At 73.0% G+C, this 20,026-nt stretch carries 17 protein-coding genes and 1 pseudogene; 10 read left to right on the top strand and 8 right to left on the bottom strand.

The features are described 5' to 3' along the window. Window positions 1-5: 5 nt before the first annotated feature. Entirely contained in the window at window positions 6-242 is a 237-nt protein-coding gene (locus ABIE67_RS43135) for a hypothetical protein (protein WP_370267026.1), read from the bottom strand. 144 nt (window positions 243-386) lie between these two features. On the opposite strand from ABIE67_RS43135, the gene ABIE67_RS43130 reads away from it, so the two are divergent. From ABIE67_RS43130 to ABIE67_RS43110, 5 genes are all read left to right on the top strand, one after another. Beyond that, window positions 387-1,433, top strand: a complete 1,047-nt coding sequence (locus ABIE67_RS43130; protein ID WP_370267025.1) for a PHP domain-containing protein — start codon at window positions 387-389, stop codon at window positions 1,431-1,433. A 54-nt stretch (window positions 1,434-1,487) separates the two neighbouring features. Continuing rightward, window positions 1,488-2,177 carry an HAD family hydrolase gene (locus ABIE67_RS43125; protein WP_370267024.1) on the top strand — a complete coding sequence of 230 codons (690 nt, stop codon included), beginning with the start codon at window positions 1,488-1,490 and terminating at the stop codon, window positions 2,175-2,177. Window positions 2,178-2,238: 61 nt separating this feature from the next. Continuing rightward, window positions 2,239-3,471, top strand: a complete 1,233-nt coding sequence (locus ABIE67_RS43120) for an aromatic acid exporter family protein (RefSeq protein WP_370267023.1) — start codon at window positions 2,239-2,241, stop codon at window positions 3,469-3,471. Between the two features lie 291 nt (window positions 3,472-3,762). Then, on the top strand, window positions 3,763-4,725 hold the full coding sequence (locus ABIE67_RS43115; RefSeq protein ID WP_370267022.1) for an SDR family NAD(P)-dependent oxidoreductase: 963 nt from the start codon (window positions 3,763-3,765) through the stop codon (window positions 4,723-4,725). A 77-nt stretch (window positions 4,726-4,802) separates the two neighbouring features. After that, a complete protein-coding gene (locus ABIE67_RS43110; protein ID WP_370267021.1) occupies window positions 4,803-5,831 on the top strand; it encodes an SDR family oxidoreductase in 1,029 nt (342 codons plus the stop codon). Window positions 5,832-5,868: 37 nt separating this feature from the next. On the opposite strand, the gene ABIE67_RS43105 is transcribed toward ABIE67_RS43110, so the two are convergent. From ABIE67_RS43105 to ABIE67_RS43090, 4 genes and pseudogenes are all read right to left on the bottom strand, one after another. Next, the gene (locus tag ABIE67_RS43105; protein ID WP_370267020.1) at window positions 5,869-6,108 is read right to left on the bottom strand and encodes a hypothetical protein; all 240 of its coding nucleotides are present in this window, start codon (window positions 6,106-6,108) and stop codon (window positions 5,869-5,871) included. Window positions 6,109-6,175: 67 nt separating this feature from the next. Then, window positions 6,176-7,465 (bottom strand): ROK family protein, encoded by a 1,290-nt coding sequence (locus ABIE67_RS43100; RefSeq protein WP_370267019.1) that lies wholly within the window; start codon window positions 7,463-7,465, stop codon window positions 6,176-6,178. 68 nt (window positions 7,466-7,533) lie between these two features. Further along, window positions 7,534-8,496: a phosphotransferase family protein gene (locus ABIE67_RS43095; RefSeq protein WP_370267018.1), complete on the bottom strand. Its 963-nt coding sequence runs from the start codon at window positions 8,494-8,496 to the stop codon at window positions 7,534-7,536. Window positions 8,497-8,531: 35 nt separating this feature from the next. Then, a pseudogene (locus tag ABIE67_RS43090) lies at window positions 8,532-11,707 on the bottom strand (cytochrome P450). 140 nt (window positions 11,708-11,847) lie between these two features. On the opposite strand from ABIE67_RS43090, the gene ABIE67_RS43085 reads away from it, so the two are divergent. Then, the gene (locus ABIE67_RS43085; RefSeq protein WP_370267017.1) at window positions 11,848-12,492 is read left to right on the top strand and encodes a PAS domain S-box protein; all 645 of its coding nucleotides are present in this window, start codon (window positions 11,848-11,850) and stop codon (window positions 12,490-12,492) included. Here the strand turns inward: ABIE67_RS43085 and ABIE67_RS43080 are convergent. Continuing rightward, window positions 12,423-13,346 carry a DUF3626 domain-containing protein gene (locus ABIE67_RS43080; protein WP_370267016.1) on the bottom strand — a complete coding sequence of 308 codons (924 nt, stop codon included), beginning with the start codon at window positions 13,344-13,346 and terminating at the stop codon, window positions 12,423-12,425. The two genes, ABIE67_RS43085 and ABIE67_RS43080, sit on opposite strands and share 70 nt — an antisense overlap. A 91-nt stretch (window positions 13,347-13,437) precedes the next feature. Here ABIE67_RS43080 and ABIE67_RS43075 point away from each other — a divergent pair, with 91 nt between their 5' ends. Next, window positions 13,438-13,932: an FBP domain-containing protein gene (locus tag ABIE67_RS43075; RefSeq protein ID WP_370267015.1), complete on the top strand. Its 495-nt coding sequence runs from the start codon at window positions 13,438-13,440 to the stop codon at window positions 13,930-13,932. Window positions 13,933-13,939: 7 nt separating this feature from the next. Here ABIE67_RS43075 and ABIE67_RS43070 read toward each other — a convergent pair whose 3' ends face one another. Next, the gene (locus ABIE67_RS43070) at window positions 13,940-15,274 is read right to left on the bottom strand and encodes an erythromycin esterase family protein (RefSeq protein WP_370267014.1); all 1,335 of its coding nucleotides are present in this window, start codon (window positions 15,272-15,274) and stop codon (window positions 13,940-13,942) included. A gap of 266 nt (window positions 15,275-15,540) precedes the next feature. Between ABIE67_RS43070 and ABIE67_RS43065 the strand changes: the two genes are divergently transcribed. The 3 genes from ABIE67_RS43065 to ABIE67_RS43055 all read left to right on the top strand — a co-directional run bounded on the left by ABIE67_RS43065 (window position 15,541) and on the right by ABIE67_RS43055 (window position 19,249). Beyond that, on the top strand, window positions 15,541-16,794 hold the full coding sequence (locus ABIE67_RS43065; RefSeq protein ID WP_370267011.1) for an aromatic acid exporter family protein: 1,254 nt from the start codon (window positions 15,541-15,543) through the stop codon (window positions 16,792-16,794). A 47-nt stretch (window positions 16,795-16,841) separates the two neighbouring features. Beyond that, a complete protein-coding gene (locus ABIE67_RS43060) occupies window positions 16,842-17,903 on the top strand; it encodes a hypothetical protein (protein WP_370267010.1) in 1,062 nt (353 codons plus the stop codon). A gap of 125 nt (window positions 17,904-18,028) precedes the next feature. Continuing rightward, window positions 18,029-19,249 carry a lactonase family protein gene (locus ABIE67_RS43055; protein ID WP_370267009.1) on the top strand — a complete coding sequence of 407 codons (1,221 nt, stop codon included), beginning with the start codon at window positions 18,029-18,031 and terminating at the stop codon, window positions 19,247-19,249. On the opposite strand, the gene ABIE67_RS43050 is transcribed toward ABIE67_RS43055, so the two are convergent. After that, window positions 19,217-19,942, bottom strand: a complete 726-nt coding sequence (locus ABIE67_RS43050) for a DUF2470 domain-containing protein (RefSeq protein WP_370267008.1) — start codon at window positions 19,940-19,942, stop codon at window positions 19,217-19,219. The two genes, ABIE67_RS43055 and ABIE67_RS43050, sit on opposite strands and share 33 nt — an antisense overlap. Between the last annotated feature and the right edge of the window lie 84 nt (window positions 19,943-20,026).

The following is a 20,026-nucleotide window of genomic DNA, read 5'->3' as shown; positions in this document are numbered from 1 at the left end:
ACGCCCTAGTGGTGGTGCCAGGTGAACTTGTCTCCGCCGACCCAGCGGACCACGTCCGGGTCGTCCAGGTCGTGCACCGTGATGCCGAAGGCGGCGGCGTATTCCAGCACGTCGGTGATGGTTTTCGCCTGACCGACGACCATGCCGTCGATCTCCATGATGCGGAACGGAGGCGTACCCGGCTGAACCCCGAGCACCAAGATCCGCGGGTGTGACATGTGCGGGCTCGCGATTTCGGTCATGCATAGAGCGTAGAGCGCAACCCGCGTCAACGGTTCCTTCAGGCCGACGTCCACCGACGGCAGCGCCCACCGTTTCGCCCACGGTTTCGCCCGCCCGCCGTGCGGCCCCGGTGAGCGTGGGGAACTCTGGAGGAGGAGGTGGCGATGGACCCCGTCGAGGCCCTGGAGCGGATCGCCTTCCTGCTGGAGCGGGCCCTGGCGCCGACCTACCGTGTCCGCGCGTTCCGGACGGCGGCCCGCGTGCTCGCCGACCTCCCCGAGGACGAGGTGCGCGAGCGGGCGGAGGCCGGGTCGCTGGAGTCGCTCAAGGGCGTCGGCCCGAAGACGGCCCAGGTGGTCCGCGAGGCCCTGGCGGGTGGGACGCCTGGCTATCTGGAGAAGCTGGAGGCCGAGGCCGCGGAGCCCGCCGCCCCCGACGGCCGGGCCGGCGGACGGCTGCGGGCGCTGCTGCGCGGGGACTGCCATCTGCACTCCGACTGGTCGGACGGCGGCAGCCCGATCGAGGAGATGGGCCGGACCGCGGCGGAACTCGGCCACGACTGGGCGGCCCTCACCGACCACTCGCCGCGGCTGACCGTGGCCCGTGGGCTGTCTCCCGAGCGGCTGCTCCGGCAGCTGGACGTGGTCGCGGAGCTGAACGAGACCTGGGCGCCGTTCCGGCTGCTCACCGGCATCGAGTGCGACATCCTGGAGGACGGCTCGCTGGACCAGGAACCGGAGCTGCTGGACCGTCTGGACGTCGTGGTGGTGTCCGTGCACTCCAAGCTGCGCATGGACTCCCGCGCGATGACCCGGCGCATGGTGAAGGCCGTACGCGATCCGCACGCGGACGTGCTGGGGCACTGCACGGGCAGGCTGGTGACCGGGCGGGGGCGGCCGGAGTCGGAGTTCGACGCGGACGAGGTGTTCACCGCGTGTGCCGAGTCGGGCACGGCGGTGGAGATCAACAGCCGTCCGGAGCGGCTGGACCCGCCGCGCCGGCTGCTGCGCCGGGCCCTCGACGCGGGCGTGCTGTTCTCGATCGACACCGACGCGCACGCGCCGGGGCAGCTGGACTGGCAGATCCTCGGCTGCGCCCGCGCGGAGGAGTGCGAGGTGCCGGCCGAGCGGGTGGTCACCACCTGGAGCCTGGAGGAACTGCTGGCCTGGACCCACGAGGGCCGCACACCCGCCCGAGTGGCGGGCGTCTGACGTGGTACTCGTGCGGCACCAGCAGGAACGATCCGCGCAAAGAAGGGGCAGCACATGGAACGGGCGGCCGTGTTCGACGTCGACGGAACCCTCGTCGACACCAACCACCTCCATGTGACGACCTGGTGGGAGGCCTTCCGGCAGGCGGGCCACCGGGTGCCCATGCACGCCGTCCACCGGGCCGTCGGCCTCGGCTCCACCGATCTGATCGCCCACCTCCTCGGGGAGGACCGGGACAAGGACCGGGACGCCGAGCTGAGTGCCGCCCACAAGGCTCTGTACGGCCAGTTCTTCGACCGGCTGCCCCCGCTGCGGGACGCGGACCGGCTGCTGCGCCATCTCCACCGCGACGGCTGGCGCGTCGTTCTCGCGACCTCGGCCGGGGGCGCGGAGCTGTCCGCGCTGCGCCGGGCGATCTCGGCGGACGAGGCGATCGACGCCACCGCGAGCGCCGACGACGTCGAGGAGGGCAAGCCCGCGCCGGAGCCCGTCGAGCACGCCCTGGAACTGGCCGGGGTGCCCGCCGAGCGCGCGGTCTTCATCGGCGACACCGTGTGGGACATGCGGGCCGGCACCCTGGCCGGGGTGCGCTGTGTGGGCGTCCTGTGCGGCGGCATCCCCCGCGCCGACCTGCTGGACGCGGGCGCGCAGGCGGTCTACGAGGATCCGGCCCACCTGCTGTCGACCCTGGCGGACAGCCCCCTGGCCGACGTGCCGGGCGGCCCGGACGCGCACAGCGGATGACCTGTGCGGCGGCGACGGACCGCTCGGTGACGGACACGGATGACTCGTGTGACGGATGCGGATGACTCGTGTGACGGATGGGGTGCGACGGCCTGCGCGCCGGGGCACCCGGGCGGCGGAATCGACACGACGGCGAGAGTTCGGGGGTACCCGCGTGATCAGCGCGCTGAGGCGGGAGGTGCACTACGTCGGCAGGGCCGCGCGGGCCGCCTGGCGTGGGCCGGGACGGGAGCGGGACCTGGTGGTGCAGTCGCTCAAGGCGGCGGGCGCGGCACTGCTCGCCTGGCTCGTGGGGAGCGTGTGGCTGGGCGATCCGATGGCCCTGATGGCGTCCTGGGTCGCCCTGATCCTGGTGCAGGCCACCGTGTACAGCTCACTGCTGCAGGCCGCGCAGCAGTTCGCGGCGATCTGCGCCGGGACCGTGCTGGCGTCGGCCGCGCTGGCGGTCACGGGGAGCACTCTGGGCGCGCTGGCCCTGTCGGTCCCCGTGCTGATGCTGCTGGCCAACTGGCCGCGCTTCGGCGACCAGGGCGTCTTCGGCGCGACCACCGCCCTGTTCACCCTGGCCTCGGGGGCCGCCGGGGCGTCCGCGGTCGGGCACCGGGTCGGACAGGCCGCGCTCGGCGCGGTGATCGGGGTCGCCGTCAACGCGCTCGTGCTGCCGCCGGTCCATCTGCGGGACGTACGGGAGAACCTCGCGGCGCTGGCCCGGGAGGCGGGGGACCTCCTGCACACCGTGGCCGCCGACCTGCGGGAGACCGAATGGAACGCGCAGAGCGCGGCCGGCTGGTCGAAAGCCTCGGCGCGACTGGAGCACCGGCTGGAGACGCTGCACTCCGCACGGCGCTGGAGCCGGGAAAGCCTGCGGCTGACCTCCGGACCGCTGCGTGGCATCCGGCGCCCCGCCACACCGGCGCCGCCGGAGGCGGAGGACGAACGCTGGAGCCGGGTCACCGGACACATCAGGGCGCTCACCCGGGCCCTGGCCGTCGCGGCCGACGAGGACCGCACGCCCCTCCCGCCCGACGGGCCGGCGCTGCGCGCGTACGCCCGACTGCTGGAGCTGATCGGCGACGCCTGCCACGCGGAGGGCCGCCGTCTGGTGGGGGCCGGTGGTGAGGAGGCCCCGGAGGACCGGTCCGAGGCCACGATGCTTCAGCTGCGACGCGAGCTTCAGGACGGGCTGCGGGAGCACGCCGGGCAGGGGGCGGCCCGGACGACGGTGCTCGGGACCCTGCTGCTGCAGGCCGAGAACCTGTGGAGCGAGACTGTTCCTGCAGGTCAGCGAGGGTGATTCAGATCACCTGAAATCGCCCCCAACACCGGAACACCAAAGGGTGGTTGCCCGTTGAACCACACGTGGGTGCGGATGGGACAGTGTCCCCGGGCCTCACCTTTTGCCCACAGGGACGATCGTTCGGCTGAAGCCCTGTGGAGCCTTTCGCCGAGAGGCGACCGCCATCCGCACCCACCCCTGAGCGCCCTGACCGCGATTCCCCCGTCCGGTCGGGGCTGTCTCCTGTCCGGGCGTGTGCTGACGGGTCGGCTTGACTTCGAGAGCGCTCCAATTCGTAGCGTTCCCGGCATGAGCACTGCACAGCACAAGATCGGCTCCGGTTTCGGGGCGACCAGCACCGCCGACGACGTCCTCCACGGCATCGACCTGACCGGGAAGCTCGCGCTCGTCACCGGTGGCTATTCGGGCCTCGGCCTGGAGACCACCCGGGCACTCACCAAGGCGGGCGCCCGGGTCGTCGTCCCCGCCCGCCGCCGGGCCGTCGCCGAGGAGGCGCTGGCCGGCCTCACCGGCGTCGAGGTGGACGAGCTCGACCTCGGGGATCTGGAGAGCGTGCGCGGCTTCGCCGGGCGGTTCCTGGACTCGGCGCGCACGATCGACATCGTGATCGACAACGCGGGGATCATGGCCTGCCCGGAGACCCGGGTGGGACCCGGCTGGGAGGCCCAGTTCGCCACCAACCACCTCGGTCACTTCGCCCTGGTCAACCGACTGTGGCCGGCGATCGAACCCGGGGGCGCCCGGGTGGTGTCCGTGTCCTCGCGCGGCCACCACTTCTCCGGCATCCGCTGGGACGACGTGCACTGGCAGCAGGGGTACGACAAGTGGCAGGCCTACGGCCAGGCGAAGACGGCGAACGTCCTGTTCGCCGTCGAGCTCGACCGGCTCGCGGCGGACCATGGCGTACGGGCCTTCGCGCTCCACCCCGGCGGCATCCTCACCCCGTTGCAGCGCCACCTCCCCAAGGCGGAGATGGTGGAGCGCGGCTGGATCGACGAGCAGGGCAAGGCGCTCAACCCCGAAGGCTTCAAGTCCCCCGCGCAGGGCGCCGCCACGCAGGTGTGGGCCGCGACCTCGCCGCAGTTGGACGGCATGGGCGGGGTCTATCTGGAGGACTGCGACATCGCCGAGCCCGCGGCCGACGGCGACGAGCGCGGCGGCGTCAAGGACTGGGCGGTCGACCCGGAGCAGGCGACGCGGCTGTGGACACTGTCGGCGGAACTCACCGGTGTGGACGCGTTCGCCGCGTAGCGCGGACACGGAGCGTGCGAGCGCCTCGAAGGGGGTACTCGGACGCTCCCGTCCCCACTCCTCGGGAGGAGCCGCAGGTGAGCAGCGAAGCGGCCCGCAGGATCGTTGTCACCGGTGCCACGGGCAATGTCGGTACGAGTGTGGTGCGGCTCCTCTCGGAGGATCCGGAGGTCGGCTCCGTGCTGGGGCTGGCCCGCCGGACTCCCGAGTGGTCGCCGCCGAAGACGGACTGGACGGCCGTCGACCTGACGTCCGTACAGGCCGACCTGAAGACCCTGTTCGAGGGTGCCGACGCCGTCATCCATCTGGCCTGGGCGTTCCAGCCCACGCACGATCCGGCGGCGACCTGGCGGACCAACGTGCTGGGCAGCATCCGGGTCTTCGAGGCGGCGGCCGCGGTAAGGGTGCCGGCGCTGGTGCACGCGTCGTCCGTCGGCGCGTACTCACCGGGGCCCAAGGACCACGCCGTGGACGAGTCGTGGCCGACGCACGGCTGGCCCGACGCCGCGTACTGCCGCGAGAAGGCCTACCTGGAACGCACCCTGGACACCTACGACCGGGCCCATCCCCGGATGCGGGTGGTGCGGATGCGGCCGGCCTTCCTGTTCAAGCGGGAATCGGCGAGCGAGCAGCGCCGCATCTTCGGCGGCCGCTTCCTGCCGGGGCCGCTGGCGCGACCCGAGCTGCTGCCCTTCCTGCCCGACATTCCGGGACTGCGGGTCCAGGCCCTGCACACCGACGACGCGGCCAAGGCGTATCAGCTCGCGGTGAAGTCCGACGTGCGCGGCGCTTTCAACCTCGCGGCCGACCCTCCGGTCGACGCGGACCTGCTGGGCCAGATGTTCGGTGCCCGCCCGGTCCGACTACCGCGCCCGGCGGCCCGCTCGGCGATCGCCGCCGCGTGGGGGCTGCATCTGCTGCCCGCTTCCCCGCATCTCTTCGACGCGGTGCTCAGGCTGCCGCTGATGGACTGCACGCGGGCCCGTACGGAACTGGGCTGGCAGCCGGAGCGTACGTCGACCGAGGTGCTGGAGGAGTTCCTGCGGGGCCTCCAGCACGGTGAGGGCGCGCCGACCGAGCCGATGCGGGGCCGTAAGGTCGGCTGAGCGGCGGACGCACAGGCTTGGTGGAAGCGGACCTGCCTCAGCCGGTCGGCTCCTCGGGTGCGGGATGTTCCGACTGGGCCGCGTCCGACCGGGCCGCGCCCTGTCGGCCCGTGCCCGCCTCGTCCGTGTCGGGGACGTCGTCCCCCTCGTCGGCGTCGTCCGCGGGCTCGACCGGCACCTCCCACGGGTCCTCCCCCGCGTTCGCCTGCTGGTCCGGCAGATCCCGCGGTACCGGCTCGCCGGTGTGTTCCGGCGCCTCGTGACGGTCGTCGGCCATGGTGCACCTCCTTCACGTCGTCCAAGGTCAGGGCACCGCGAGTACCGCCCCCACGACCGGCGAAACCTCAGTGCGGCACACGCTCCGCCGGAGCCGTGTGCCAGGCGGCCCGTGGCCCCTCGGACGCCGGTTCGGCACGTCGGCCGCCGCGGGCGAAGAAGTCGGCGAGCGGCAGGATCGCGGCACCGACGGTGACCGCGTCCGGGCCGAGCCGGCCCAGGTCGACGGTGACCTTCTGGGCCGGATGCCGCAGGGCGTAGGACGCCGCGTACCGGCGTACGGCGGGCAGGAAGCGGGCGCCGAGCTGAAGACCCGCCCAGCCGCCGATCAGGATCCGCTCGGGCTGGAAGAGGTTGATCAGGTCGGACAGGCCCGCGCCCACGTACTCGGCCGTCTCCTCCAGTACGGCGAGCGCCACCGGGTCGGCCGCGCCGCCCTCGGACGGATAGGCGCCGGCCAGCATCGCGGCCAGGGCGGTCTCCTCGTCGGCGCCCTCCGGCACGCTCCCGCCCTCCTCCTGCCAGCGCGCGAGCAGCGACTCGGCGCCCGCGTACGCCTCGAGGCAGCCGAGGGCACCGCACCGGCAGCGGCGCCCCCTGACCCGTACGGTCAGATGCCCCCACTCGACGGCTCGCCCGTGCTCCACCTCGGGGGTGACCAGACAGGCACCGACACCGGAGCCGAAGAGGACGACGAGCGCGTTGCGGGCGCCACGTCCGCCGCCGAACCACATCTCGGCCTGGCCGAGGGTCCGGGCGCCGTTGTCGATGAAGTACGGGACGGTGTCCGGGAGCGGGGAGCCCGCACGGAGGAGCTGTTCCAGCGGTACGGCGTCCCAGCCGATGGTCTGCCCGTGCACGACGGCACCGAGGCCCGGCGTGTGTTCGACGATCCCGGGGACGCCGATGCCGACGCCCAGGAGCCGCTCGGGGCCGACGCCGGCGCCCGAGAGCACCTCGGCGATGCCGTCGCGCACATGGCCGACGATGCCCTCGACCTCGTACCGCTGCTGCGCCAACGGCCGTTCGACGCGGGCGAGTTCGGTGAGGGTCAGGTCGAAGAGCCCGATCCGCACCCGGGTCTCCCCCACGTCGACGCCGATCATGTGACCGCTGCCGGGGGCGACGCGCAAGAGGATGCGGGGGCGGCCGCCGTCGGAGTCGACGCTGCCGGCCTCCTCGACCAGGCCGTCGGCGATCAGCTCGGCGACGACGTTGCTGACGGAGCCGGAGCTGAGCCCGGTCGCCGGGCCGAGTTCGAAGCGGCTGAGGGGACCGTCGAAGTAGAGGCGCTGCAGTACGGCCGTACGGTTGCCCCGCCTGAGGTCCCGTACCGTGCGCCCGTTCCGCCCCGCCATGCGGCTCCCTCCGACCAGCCCTGTTCCCCACCTGCTCGAACCGTCCCCATTGTGGACCATGAGCCGGACTACGACGTCAGGTCCTCGATCTCGGCCAGTGCCGCCACCAGCTCCGGGGCCACCGTGTCCTGGACCCAGCGGTTCTGCGCGGCGTCGGCCGCCCGGGGAACCGTCTCCGTGAGCATGATCAGGTAGAGGTAGGAGCGGTAGAGGGCCAGGCGCAGGCGGGCCGGGGCGTCGAAGCCGGCCCGGCCTCCGGCCTCCCGGTATCCGGCCAGGAAGGCGTCGTCCTTCTTGATGTCGCCCAGCAGCGCCAGGGAGACGAAGTCGGCCAGCGGGTCGCCCCAGAACATGCGCTCCCCGTCGATGAGGCCGCCGATCCGGGCCTCACCCGACGCCCGGTCCACCAGGATGTTGCCCGGCCACAGGTCGAAGTGGACCAGGCACGGGACGGTGACCTCGTCGAGCGCGTCGTAGCCGGCCCGGAGCGTGCCCGCGACGGCGTCGGCGGGGCGCGGCAGCCGGGCCCGGTAGTGGCGGGCGTCGTCGAGGACGGCGTCGAGCATCCCGGTGAAGGCGGTGCGCCAGTCGGGGACGAGCGGGCCGAGGGCACCGGACGGATAGCCGAAGGCCGGTCCGGTCACCCGGTGCAGACGGGCCACCTGACGGCCCAACTCCGTGCGCAGGGTGGTCCGTTCGGCTTCGGTGAGCTCACCGTTCCAGGGTTCGCCGGGGCAGGCCGTCATCAACAGCTGGTCCCCGTCGGCCACCACACGCGGCGCGGGCACCTCCGCCTTGGCGGCGCCCCGGTAGAACTCCACCTCGGACACCAGCAGCCGCTGCTCGTGGCGCAGTCCGGGGGCGGTGGACGGGGGCGGCACCTTCAGTACATACCGGCGGCCGTCGGTCAGGAGCAGTTCCTCGACCGTGTTGTAGGTGCCGCCCGAGAGCGGGCGGACGTGAGTGAGATGCTCCGGCGGTATGCCCGCCGTGTCCAGGACCTGCCGGGCCCGTTCCCAGGAGTCCACCACCGTGCGCCCACCCCTCCCCGTCGGTTCCCCTGCGATCAGCCGGCCGCGTACACGTCCTCGACGTAACGGCCGTCCGCGATCAGTGCGTCGAGCCACCGTCCGGCCGCCGTCTCGTCGGCGCCCGGTGTGCGCTCCTGGTACAGCGTACGGAACGCCTCCCGCACGCCCGGCGCCATCCGCGAACCGTCGCCGCACACGTACACCCGGGCGCCCGCGCCGAGCAGTTCCCAGACCTCGTCGGCCTCGGCGGCGATGCGGTGCTGGACGAAGGTCACGCCGTCCTGCGGGGCGGTGCTGAACGCCGGGCGGAGCGAGACGGCGCCGGCGGCTTCGGCGGCGCGCAGTTCCTCGGCGTGCAGGAAGTCGGCGTCCGGGGCGTCACAGCCGAAGTAGCAGAGAGCGGGGGCGAGTTCGGCGCCGGCCGCGAGGGCCGCCGTACGGTCGGCGACCGCGCCGCGGAACGGGGCGAGCCCGGTGCCCGCGGCGACCATGACGACCGGCGCGCCGGTGTCGATCCGGAAGGCCTCCCGGCACGGCTGGACGCGGGCGTACACCGTGTCTCCGGGCTCGACGTCGGTGAGGTGGCCGGAGCCCGTGCCCCGGTAGCGGCCCTTGCCCGAGCGGGCGGGGGCTTCCAGCAGGGAGATCATCAGGTCCGCGTGGCCGGGGTCGACGGCCGGCGAGGAGGAGATCGAGTAGTGGCGGGGGCGCAGCGGGGTGAGGATCTCCAGGAGCCGCGGCCAGTCGAGGGCGCCACGCAGGGCCGGGAAGTCCTCGATCACCTCGACCAGGGTGCGCGGATCGCCGGTCAGGTTCGCCAGGGCCGTGCGCTCCGGCGGGCACGGGTTGGCGGCCGCTAGGGCGGAGAGCTGGGCGGCGCTCGGGCGCTCCTGCAACTCGACGTGAAGGGTGAGGAGTTGGCGTACCGTCACGGGCCGGTCGACCGCGAGACCGTCCCGGTGGGGGCGGGTGGCCCGGATGTCCAGCACGGTGTCGAGGTCGACGCCCAGCGCGGCGGCGGCTCGCTCCACCAGGGCGGGGGCGTTGGCGGGCAGGACGGTGAGGTGGTCGGCGGTGCGGTAGGTGACGCCGTCCGGCAGGGCGACGCGGACGAAACGCTTGCGGCGGACATAGCCGGGGGCGGTGAGGTCGTGGGCCTCGGTGACCTGCATGGGGACGAGGCCGTGCCGTTCGGCGGCGGCGTCCAGGGGGCCGCCGGACAGCGCGCGGACCTCGTACGCCGTGGTCGGCTCGTCGTCGGTGGGGGCGGTGGCGTCCGGGTCGCCGTAGAGCTCCAGCAGTGCCGTACGGAGCCGGGCCGTGAAGTCCCGTACCGCGCCGGTGAGATCGCCGGAGGCGTCGGCGGCGGCGCGGTCGACGAGGCGTGTGGCGCCGAGGCCGGCGAGGCGTGCGTCGAAGCGCGTGGGGACGTGCTGGTAGGTGGCGGCCCAGTTGCGGTCGCCCACGCCGAGGACGGCGTACGTGACGTCCGAGGCGTCGGCGGCCTCGTCGAGCCAGGCGGCGAAGGCGGTGGCGTCGTCGGTGGGGTGACCGTTGTAGGAGGCGGCGGTGATCACGACCGGGCGGTCGGTGGGCAGGGCGCCGGCGTAGTCGTCGAGGGGCGCGACCTGCGTCTCGCAGCCGATCGCGGCGGCCTCGTCGGCGAGTTGGGCGGCGAAGTCGCGGCAGGTGCCGTAGTTGCTGCCGTGCAGGAACAGGGCGCTGGAGCCGGGGCGGACGCGGGCGGGCAGCGCGGCCGTGTCGGACACGGCTTCCGTGGCCGTGGGGGCGGCGCCCGGCAGCGGGGTGTGCACGCGGTCGGCGCTGGTACGCGGGGCCAGGATGAGGGTGAAGCCCTCGGGCTTGAGGGTGAGGGTCTCCTTGACCGTGAGGCGGTAGTCGGCGTGGTCCTGCAGCCGGTAGCGGTGGACGAGCATCGCCAGCAGCATGGTCGCCTCGTGCAGCGCGAACTGCCGCCCGATACAGGCCCGTTCACCGGTGCCGAACGGCTTGAAGGCGTGCACCGACCGGGTCTCCTCGGCCTCCGGCGTGAAGCGCGAGGGGTCGAACAGCTCGGGGTTGTCGCCCCAGACCGGCTGCCGGTGCAGCATCGGCGTGAGCACCAGGGCGGCCTGTCCGGCGCGCAGCGGAATGCGGCCGCCGAGGAGGGTGTCCTCGCGGGCCTGCCGGGAGAACACGGCGGCCGTGGGCCACAGCCGGAGCGCCTCGTTGAGCACCTGGCGGGTGTACGCCAGCTTCCCGACCTCCTCGTACGTCGGCTCGGGGTCGGCCCGGTCGCCCCACAGCTCGTCGACCTCGCGCCGCACCAGCTGGAGCGCGGTCGGGTGCTTGGCCAGGTAGTACATGGCGAAGGACATCGCGCCGGAGGTGGTCTCGTGGCCGGCGATCAGGAAGGTGATGACCTGGTTGCGGATGTTGGCGGTGTCGAGGGTGGTGCCGTCCGCCGGGTGCTCGGCGGTGAGCATCAGACCGAGCAGGTCCTCGGCGGCGCTCTGGTCGGTGCCGGTGCGGGCGGCGATGACATCGTCGACGACCTGGGCGAGATAGGCGGAGTCGTCACGGAAGGCCGCGTCCGCCGCGGAGTAGTCCCGGCCGGGGACACGGGCGAGCCGGGTCATGCTCCACTCCAGGCAGCGGACCATCGACTCGACGAAGGGGTGCGGCTCGGGCCGCTCGAAGGAGCCGAAGTCGTAGCCGAATCCGGCGAGGCCGATGGTGTCCAGCGTCATCCGGGTCATGTCGTCGGGGACGTTCACCGGCCGTCCGGCGCGGGCGTCGCGGTCCCAGGAGTCGATGAGCCGGCGGGCCACCTTCAGCATCGCCGGGTGGTAGGTGCGCATCGAGCCGAGCGCGAAGGCGGGCATGAGGATGTCGTGCGCCTTGGCCCAGTTGGGCTCGTCGTTGTACGCGGTGAACAGGCCGTCGGCGGCGAACTCGCGGACGTTCTCCAGGCCGGGCCCGATGTGCTTGCCGAACCGCCGCTCGTCGGCGAGCTCGGCCACGAGGTCCAGGTCGCCCACGAACAGCGTGTCCCGCCCGTACAGCCGCCGCACGAACACGGACCGTGCTCGCGCATCAGGTCCATGGCCTGCTGGATCGGGGTGCCGCCGGGTCCGGTGGCGGTGATGTCGGCGACGGGGACACCGGGGAGGGTGTCGGCGGTCCGGTGGTGCAGCGCGGTGGGGGGCATGGCGCGACAACTGCCTTTCGCGGTACGGAGGTCCTGCGATCAAGCGTGATCGACGCGCCCCGGCCGCCCGCGCCCCGGCACTACATGATTGTGTAGTGCCGGGATGTGCGTCGCTCTTGCGCGAGTGACCGGAGGTGCGTATGGACTGGCTTCACCCGGAGGCCGTGGTGTGGCGCAACCGCGCCCTGATGGTCTTCGACCGCGTCTCGGTGCCGATCGCGGTCTGCGATGTGTACGGCGCCGTCCTGCTGGCCAATCCGGCGATGGCGGCGGAGTGCGGTACGACGCCCGGGCGGCTGCGCGGCCGGGACGTGCTGGAGCTGTTCCGGCCGCAGGAGGCGACCCAGGTGGACCGGATCGCCGAGGCGCTGCGGCTGAGGCACCGCTCGCGCTACCAGGTCTCGGTCCGCTGGCGGGCACCCGACGGCGCAGAGCGGTACGGCGAGCTGACGGCGGACCCGGTGAGCGACACCGTCGAGGAGACTCCGACGCTGCTGGTGATGCTCCGCATTCTGGGCGACCGCGAGGCGCCTGAGCACCGGCCCGCGGAGGTCGCGCCGATGGAGGCCCGCGTCCTGGCCCTCCTCGCCGGGGGCGCCACGACAGCGCGGGCCGCGCGGGAGACCGGACTGACGGTGGACGGCGTGAACTACCACCTGCGGCGCCTGTCGGCACGGTGGGACGCGGCGAACCGCACGGAGTTGGTGGCTCGGGCCTATGCGCTGGGGGTGCTCGCTGCCGGGGTGTGGCCGCCGACGCCGGCCGCCTCGGACGAGCCGGAGTAGGCCGTGCCCGCGCCCTTGGGAGCACCGAAGCGGGCGAGGGTGTGCCACACCATCTTCAGGTCCTGGAGCTCGTGACGGCCCGTGCGGGCGGCGTCCCCGATGACGCGCGGGTCGATGCGGCCGTCCTCGGCGATCCGGGCGCCCAGGTCGGCGTACTCCTCGCCCCGGTAGTCCGCGTGGCGGCGCAGTTCCGGCACGGTGAGCCGGTAGCCGGGGTGCCACTCGACGGGGCAGGGCAGCAGGCGGGCACCGGCCTCGACGGGCGTTCCGCGATAGCAGACGTCCAGGACGACGGCCTCGACATCGCGGGCGAGGACGACTCCGCCGTGGACCTGCGCCTCGATGTAGTCGTTGAGCGCGTCCTGCTCGTCGGCCTCGGCGAGCGCGACGAGATCCATGCCTGCGGCCACTCCGAAGTCGGTCGGTTCGGCCGCGCTGTCGGGGTAGCAGAAGGTGGCGCGGGCCAGGACCCCGCCGGTCAGGCGGAAGTGCGAGGAGCCGAACCGCGGGGCGGCGCCCACCACTTGGCGCCGGAAGTTCAGCGCGCCGTAGACGGGCCGCTCGTGCGCGGTCGCGTCGTCGTACACCCCGCCGAAGATCCGGCTCTCCCAGCGCCACCGGTCGCCGCCGGGGTGGGCGGTGAGCCCACCGTTGCTGGTGCCGGTGACGAACTGCGAGTGGTACGTGCCGTCTTCGGCCAGTGCGCGAAGGATCGGCACACCCCGCACCAGCCGGTCCGGATGGAAGTTGAGGGTGATGCGCACGTCGGGGTCGACAGCCGGCCCGGTGGAAGCAGCCGCGACGTGCCGCAGCGCGGACCGGGCCCGAGGTGACGCGACATCGCCGTAATTCACTGGCTCCCCCTCATCCAGCCTGCCTAACCTAGCCATGAACCTAGAGTCCCTAGGTTCACTTGCCGGGATCGACCACCCAGGAGGCCACCCCATGAGGCCACTCACCGACCAGGACATCCGCAACTCTTTTATCAACTGCTCGAAAGGTGAGGCCAAGCGCCTGTCCCTCCCCCGCGATCTCGCCGAACGCCCGTGGGACGACCTCGACTTCCTGGGATGGCGGGATCCGGGAGCGCCCGATCGCAGCTATCTGGTGACCGAGCGGGAGGGGCGTCCGGTGGGCGTCACCTTCCGCTTCCCGTCCTCGCAGCGCGGCTTCCTGCACCGCAGCATGTGCTCGCTCTGCCTCACGACCCATCCGGGCGGAGGTGTCTCCCTGATGACCGCGCGCAAGGCCGGCCCCGCCGGGCGTGAGGGCAATTCGGTCGGCTTGTACATGTGCACCGACCTGGCGTGTTCCCTCTACCTCCGCGGCAAGAAGGTCCCGGAGTCCGGGGCCCGCTTCGAGGAGAGCCTGACGGTGGAGGAGCAGATCGCCCGGACCACGGGCAACCTGTCCGCCTTCCTCGACAAGCTGTACGCCTGACGGACTCCTACCGGTCCCGCAGCCGCGCCGCCTCCACCTGGTGGAGATGGATCAGTACGTCGTAGCTGCGGGCGAGCGCGATGTCGTGCGGGCCGTCCGGGTGGGCGGTGCCGATACTGCGCGTCGGCCGGGCCCGGCGCAGCCAGTCGTGGGCCGGCGCGCAGACGGACCGCAGGTCGAGCACGTAGTCGCGGTGCCGGACCCGGTCGAGGGTTCGCTCGTTGCCGTCCGGGCCCGCGGGGCCCAGCGTCCAGCGGCGGATCACGTCGTCGTTCAGGCCGGTGGCGTTGAACGAGCCCCGGCCGAAGGTCAGGCCGATGTTCACGTAGTCCGCGCCGAGGCCGGCGCGCAGGAACGCGCCCTGGACCTTGGGATTCCGGGCGGGTTCCTCCGGCAGGTAGCCGACGTGGTTGTTGTGCGCCGACAGCAGCACCTTGGTGCCGGTGTGCCGCTGCCACCACACCACGTTGGCCGCCATCGCCTCGTCGCGGTAGCGCATGGCCGCGGCGACCTCGGCGGGGTCCTCGAGGTCGAAGGCGTACTGCCGGGCGGTCTGGTCGATCACGGTCGCCTGCCGGACCGCCCAGTCGTGCGCGGCGCGGTCGGCGCCGGGAGCCCCCTGCCGGAGCAGGCGCAGCGCCTCGCCCGTACGCGCCGCCCGCTCCATCCGTTCGGCATACGGCAGCTTCAGATACTGGTCGAGGTATGTGCCGGTCGGCACGGTGGGGCGCAGACCGCGGTAGAGCTCGGCGAGTCGGGCGCTCAGCCCGGGGCGGGCGTCGGCCGCGTACGCCTCGACGGCGTCGTACGACTCGGGTCCGCTCCAGGCGATGTCGTCGCCCATGAACCGGACGGGGTCGCCGGGGTGCCGGACGTTGTAAGCGCGCATCCACTCGACGAGCCGCAGATAGTCCGTGTTGTTCCACCACAGGTAGTTCAGCTGGAACTCCTCGCGCATGATGCGCCGGGGATCGCCCTTGCCGTGGAGCACGTAGTCGTCGAGGCGCAGGCCGGTGCTCCAGGGTGCCTCCAGGGCGAAGGTGCGGAAGCCCTTGTCCTCCACCAGATGCCGGAAGACGCGGTCCTTGAGCGCGAAGAACTCGTGGGAGCTGTGCGTGGCCTCCCCCAGGCCGACGACCCGGGCGGCGCCGATCATCCGGTCGAGCGGACGCAGATCGCCGGTGTCGCCGCCCGGTTCGACGGTGCGCAGCGGGTGGGCGGCACGGTCCAGCGCATCGACGACCGGGCCGGCCGAGGGTGCCGCCGCGGCCGGGATGCCGGTCGTCAGGGCGGCGAGGATGATGAACAGGGTCAGCACTAATCCGGTCCGTTGCCGATTCATGATCCAAGGCTTGCGCTGCCGGGCGGGCCGGGACCATCCGGCGGTCCTCCGTCCCCGGGTGCGGACAACCAGCGGGTGGCGGCGGGGGTTTTCCTCAGTCCCGGAGCCGGTCGGGCGCCCGGCCTCGCGTCGCGCGGGTGTCGACGATCACCAGCCCGGCCCCTTGCCGTACGACGGCCGCTGCGATCAATCTGGGGGTCCTTGCGGACCGTTACGTTCCGCAAGCAGGGTGTGGGAAGCATCGGTGGAAAGGGAACAGCCCGAGGATGCGAGAGGAACGTGAGGGGACGCTGTCCCTGGAGCGGCTCGGGAAGCTGCGCCGGGACCCCGTGGTGGTCCAGACGCTGCGCTCGGCGGCGGCGGCGACGATCGCCTACGTCATCGCGCTGCGCCTGAGCCCGGAGGCGGCGCCGCTGACCGCGCCCCTGACCGCGCTGCTGGTCGTCCAGGTCACGCTGTACGCCACGCTCACCAACGGCATCCGCCGGGTGAACTCCGTGGTGGCCGGCGTCCTCGTCGCCATCGCCTTCAGCCTCCTGGTCGGCCTGACCTGGTGGAGCCTGGCGCTGCTGATCGTGGCCGCGTTGGGAGTGGGGCATCTCGTACGGGTCAACGAGTACGTGCCCGAAGTGGCGATCAGCGCGATGCTGGTCCTCGGGGTCACGACCGTCGGGGACACCGCGTGGGCGCGGATCCTGGAGACGCTGATCGGCGCGGTGGTCGGGCTCGGCTTCAATCTGCTCCTGGCACCGCCGGTGTGGGTGGACGAGGCCGGTGAGTCGCTGGAGGGACTGGCCCGTCGGCTGCGGCAGTTGATGCTGCGCATCGGCGAGGAGGCCGCCGGCCGTACACCGTTCGAGCAGGCCGCGGCCCGGCTGCACGAGGCGCGCCGGCTCGACCACGACATCGTCGAGGTGGACGCGGCACTTCAGCAGGCCGAGGACAGCCTGCGGCTCAATCCTCGCGTGCGCGACAGTCTGCTGCACCGCGTGGTGCTGCGCACCGGGCTGGACACGCTGGAGATCTGCACGGTCGTCCTGAGGGTGCTCGCACGCACCCTGACCGACCTCGCGAAGGAGCGTGAACCCGAGCCGCTGTTCGCGAAGGAGACGGGCGCGGTCCTGGAGCAGTTGCTGTCCGAGATCGCCGACGCGGTGGTCAGCTTCTCGGTGCTGGTCACCACGCATGTCAGCAGCAACGCCGACGCTGCGGAGTCCCGGCTCACCGCCGAGCTGCGCACGGCGGCGGGCACCCGCGACAAGCTCGCCCTGCTGCTGCGCGAGGAGGCCGAGCGCGAGGAGGGGCACTGGCAGTTGCTCGGCGCCGTCCTCACGGAGGTCAACCGCATCCTCGACGAGATGGACACCGAGCACCGCTCGCGCCGGCTGCTGGAGGAACTGGACCGCGTCTCGCAGGAGCAGCGGGCCCGCATGCCGCGTCTGACCCGGCTGCGCGAGCGCATGGGCGTTCAGGAGCAGCTGTGGCGGAACCGTACGGGGTTCGGCGGGCGTTCTTCGTGAGGGAGCGCCGGGACGGGGCCGGCGCCAGGACGCGAGGGAGCGGGCCGATGGCCGACACCACCGTGCGGATCGACGGAAACACGCTGCGACTGCCGGGCGGGGTGGCGGTGCGGTTCATCCGTACGCTGCGGCTGCCCGAGTCGGGCACCCATCCGCTGCCGCCGGGGCTCGGCGAGTTCCCGGTGCGGCGCGTGGCGGACTACGCGGACGCCGTGCCCGAGGCATGGCGGGCGCGCGGCGGTGTGATGCTGCCGGTGTATCTGCGCGAGGCGATGTGGCTGAGCTTCGGGGGGACGACGGAGCCGGCCGCCCTGCAGGTCGGCGTGGGCAAGGTGTGCGCCGTCTCGGGGAAGCCGTGGAGCGACCGGCTCGCCCGCAAGCCGCAGAACTACGTCGTGCTCCCCCGCCAGCCCTGGCTGGACGGCATCAACTCCGGGAAGGGCACGGTCCGCCAGTTCGTGGCCGTACCACTGGGGCTCGGGGCGACCGTCGAGGGCCAGGTCACCGGCGAGGAGGTCTGGGGCGGCGTACAGCTGCAGTCCTTCGCGCTGAACGAGCCTCAGCTGGCCAGGTGGCGTGAGGAGGAGCGGCGCCGGGCGGAGGCGGCGCGGGCGATGCCGCAGTACGGCGGCTATGGCGCCGCCATGCCCATGGCCGCCGCACCGCCCGCCCCGGGCGCGGTGCCGGCGCCCGCGGCCGCTCCGGCGGGCCGGTCGCCCAGGGCTGCCGCGGCGATGGGCCTGGGCGTCGGCGGTTCGATGCGCCAGGAGGTGTACGAGGACGACCGTCCGCTCTCGGACTGGGCCGACCGGCCCGCCGGCCGGGTCTTCGTCCATCTGGTGACGCCCCCGGAGTGGCGCCGTATCACCGGAGAGGCTCCCCCGCCCTCGCCGGTGGACCGGGCGGCGTACACCCGGGCGGGGCTGCCCTGGTTCGACTACTACGACCAGGATGCCGAGGACCTCGCCCCCACGGACACCCTGGAGGCGGTGAAGCCGGTCGGTGACTGGCTCGGCGACGACCACGAGCCGTGGCAGGCTCCCACGCCGGGCCAGGTGACGCCGCTCAAGGACGCGCAGGGCAAGCCGGTGCAGGACGGGGACTGGTAGACGCACGCAGCACTCGCCACCCCATTGCACCCTATGCAACGCACGTTGCTATTCTTGCGCTCCACGGGCGCTCCACGCCAAGGTTGCTGTCGCGACGACGACGACCGACGACCTGAGGTGTGGACATGGGCAGTGGTGGGCTGAGCAGGCGCCGATTCGTCGGCTCCCTCGCGGGATCGGCCGCGGGCGTGACACTCCCCGCGGCCACGGCGTGCGACGACGCGCCCGCCCCCGCGGACACGGCCGACACCGCGAACCCCGCGGCGACCACGCCGGGGGCGCGTCCGAGCGCCCAGACCGAGAGCCGCGCACCGTCCGGCCCACGCCCCCTCCACCTCGGCACGTACACCTCCATCGAGGGCGGCGGCAAGGGCATCGGGCTCGCCACGTACGACCCGGTCACGGGCCGTGTCACCGGCACCGGGACGATCGCCGACGTCGGGGATCCGTCGTATCTGGCGCTGCACCCGAACCGGCGCACGCTGTACGCGGTCGATGAGCGGGAGGACGGTGCCGTGACCGCCGTCCGGCTCGCCGACCGCACGATTCTGGGGAGCCGCAGCACCGGCGGAGCGGCGCCCTGCCATCTGTCGGTGCATCCGAGCGGGCGCTGGCTGCTGAGTGCCAACTACGGCACCGGCAGCGTGGCCGTGCACCCGATCGACGCCTCGGGCGCGCTCGGCGAGCGCACCGACCTGGTCACACACTCCAGCCCGCCGCCCGGCCCCGGTCAGGACGGCCCGCACGCCCACCAGTTCATCACCGGCCCCGACGGCGGCCATGTGCTCGCCGTCGACCTGGGCACGGACACGGTGTACACCTACCGCCTCGACCAGAAGGCCGGCTCGCTCACCGAGGTCGCACGGGCGCGGACGAAGCCGGGTGCGGGCCCGCGGCATCTCACCTTCCATCCGGGCGGCCGGTACGCGTATCTGGCCAACGAGGTCGACAACACCGTCGCGGTCTGCGCGTACGACTCCGCCACGGGCCGGCTGACCATCGGCGAGGAGCAGGAGACGGGCACGGGCTCGGGCACCAGCTATCCGGCGCAGATCGTGGTGACGCCGAACGGCCGTTACGCCTATCTCGCCAACCGGGGCCACAACAGCCTCGCGCGCTACGCGGTGGAGGCGGACGGCGCCCGGCTCAGGCTGCTCGACACGGTGCCGGTGTCCGGGGACTTCCCCCGGCAGATCGCCCTCTCGCCAAACGGCACGCTGCTGTTCGCCGCGAACCAGCGGTCGAGCACCGTCAGCGTCTTCCTTGTCGACGACGAGAGCGGTCGACTGCGGCTCGCGGGCGAGCCGTTCGCGTCACCCGTCGCCGTCTGTGCGCTGCCGCTGTAGGGCGCGCGGGCAGGAGGCGGCACTGGCCTGGGCGAGCAGGACGTGCATGCGTTCGGTGAGCTGGGCGACGTCGTCGGCGGGCCGGTGGAACGGCAGCCGTACGTCGCCGTCGGAGCGGGCGCGCTCGATGCGCAGCGTCAGTCCGTGCCGGTCGACGGCGAGGGGCTGGACGCGTACGGCGCCGTGCAGGCTGTCGGAGTCGACGAGGCGGGTGAGCCGCTCGACGGCGTCCGGGTGGCAGTCGGCGAGGTGGGTGAGCAGCCGGGCCTCGGCGCTGGCCAGCGGGTCGGCCCCGGCGGCGGCGAACTCGTCGAGGCCGACGACCACGGCACCGGACGGCTGCCGCAGCACCACGCGGGTCACCTGGAAGGCGAGTTTGCCGTCCTCGGGGGTGAACCAGCCGGACATCCAGAGCCGGGTGCGGATCCGCTTGCGCACGGGCACGGGGGCGACGTCGGCGAACTCCAGGACGGCGGAGGGCTCTCCGCGGGGCGCGCAGACCGCCGCCGTGACGAGCACGCTGTCCTCCGGCACGTCCAGCAGGACGCGGCCGTCCTCGGTCACCGTGTGCGCGCCGACGAGTTCCTCCCGGCAGCTCTCCGCGGTCACCCCGCAGGACCACGCACCGGCGAGTACCGACCGGGCTCGTTCCGCCGCGGAAGGTGCCGCCGTCCAGGCTTGGCTGTCACCCATCCCATGCCTCCTTAGGTAAGCCTTGCCTAACCTATCGAAGATCGAGCCGCACGCCAACCAGCCACGGTGTTCCGGTGCGATCTC

Origin of the sequence: Streptomyces sp. V4I8, from assembly GCF_041261225.1 — a bacterium.
Classification (GTDB): Bacteria; Actinomycetota; Actinomycetes; order Streptomycetales; family Streptomycetaceae; genus Streptomyces.
This window is presented reverse-complemented; position numbering and strand designations above follow the sequence as displayed.

Coding starts and splice junctions, on each gene's coding strand:
- ABIE67_RS43135 (WP_370267026.1), bottom strand. CDS start 242: ATGACCGAAATCGCGAGCCCGCACATGTCACACCCGCGGATCTTGGTG.
- ABIE67_RS43130 (WP_370267025.1), top strand. CDS start 387: ATGGACCCCGTCGAGGCCCTGGAGCGGATCGCCTTCCTGCTGGAGCGG.
- ABIE67_RS43125 (WP_370267024.1), top strand. CDS start 1,488: ATGGAACGGGCGGCCGTGTTCGACGTCGACGGAACCCTCGTCGACACC.
- ABIE67_RS43120 (WP_370267023.1), top strand. CDS start 2,239: ATGACTCGTGTGACGGATGGGGTGCGACGGCCTGCGCGCCGGGGCACC.
- ABIE67_RS43115 (WP_370267022.1), top strand. CDS start 3,763: ATGAGCACTGCACAGCACAAGATCGGCTCCGGTTTCGGGGCGACCAGC.
- ABIE67_RS43105 (WP_370267020.1), bottom strand. CDS start 6,108: ATGGCCGACGACCGTCACGAGGCGCCGGAACACACCGGCGAGCCGGTA.
- ABIE67_RS43100 (WP_370267019.1), bottom strand. CDS start 7,465: ATGGCGGGGCGGAACGGGCGCACGGTACGGGACCTCAGGCGGGGCAAC.
- ABIE67_RS43085 (WP_370267017.1), top strand. CDS start 11,848: ATGGACTGGCTTCACCCGGAGGCCGTGGTGTGGCGCAACCGCGCCCTG.
- ABIE67_RS43075 (WP_370267015.1), top strand. CDS start 13,438: ATGAGGCCACTCACCGACCAGGACATCCGCAACTCTTTTATCAACTGC.
- ABIE67_RS43070 (WP_370267014.1), bottom strand. CDS start 15,274: ATGAATCGGCAACGGACCGGATTAGTGCTGACCCTGTTCATCATCCTC.
- ABIE67_RS43065 (WP_370267011.1), top strand. CDS start 15,541: ATGCGAGAGGAACGTGAGGGGACGCTGTCCCTGGAGCGGCTCGGGAAG.
- ABIE67_RS43060 (WP_370267010.1), top strand. CDS start 16,842: ATGGCCGACACCACCGTGCGGATCGACGGAAACACGCTGCGACTGCCG.
- ABIE67_RS43055 (WP_370267009.1), top strand. CDS start 18,029: ATGGGCAGTGGTGGGCTGAGCAGGCGCCGATTCGTCGGCTCCCTCGCG.
- ABIE67_RS43050 (WP_370267008.1), bottom strand. CDS start 19,942: ATGGGTGACAGCCAAGCCTGGACGGCGGCACCTTCCGCGGCGGAACGA.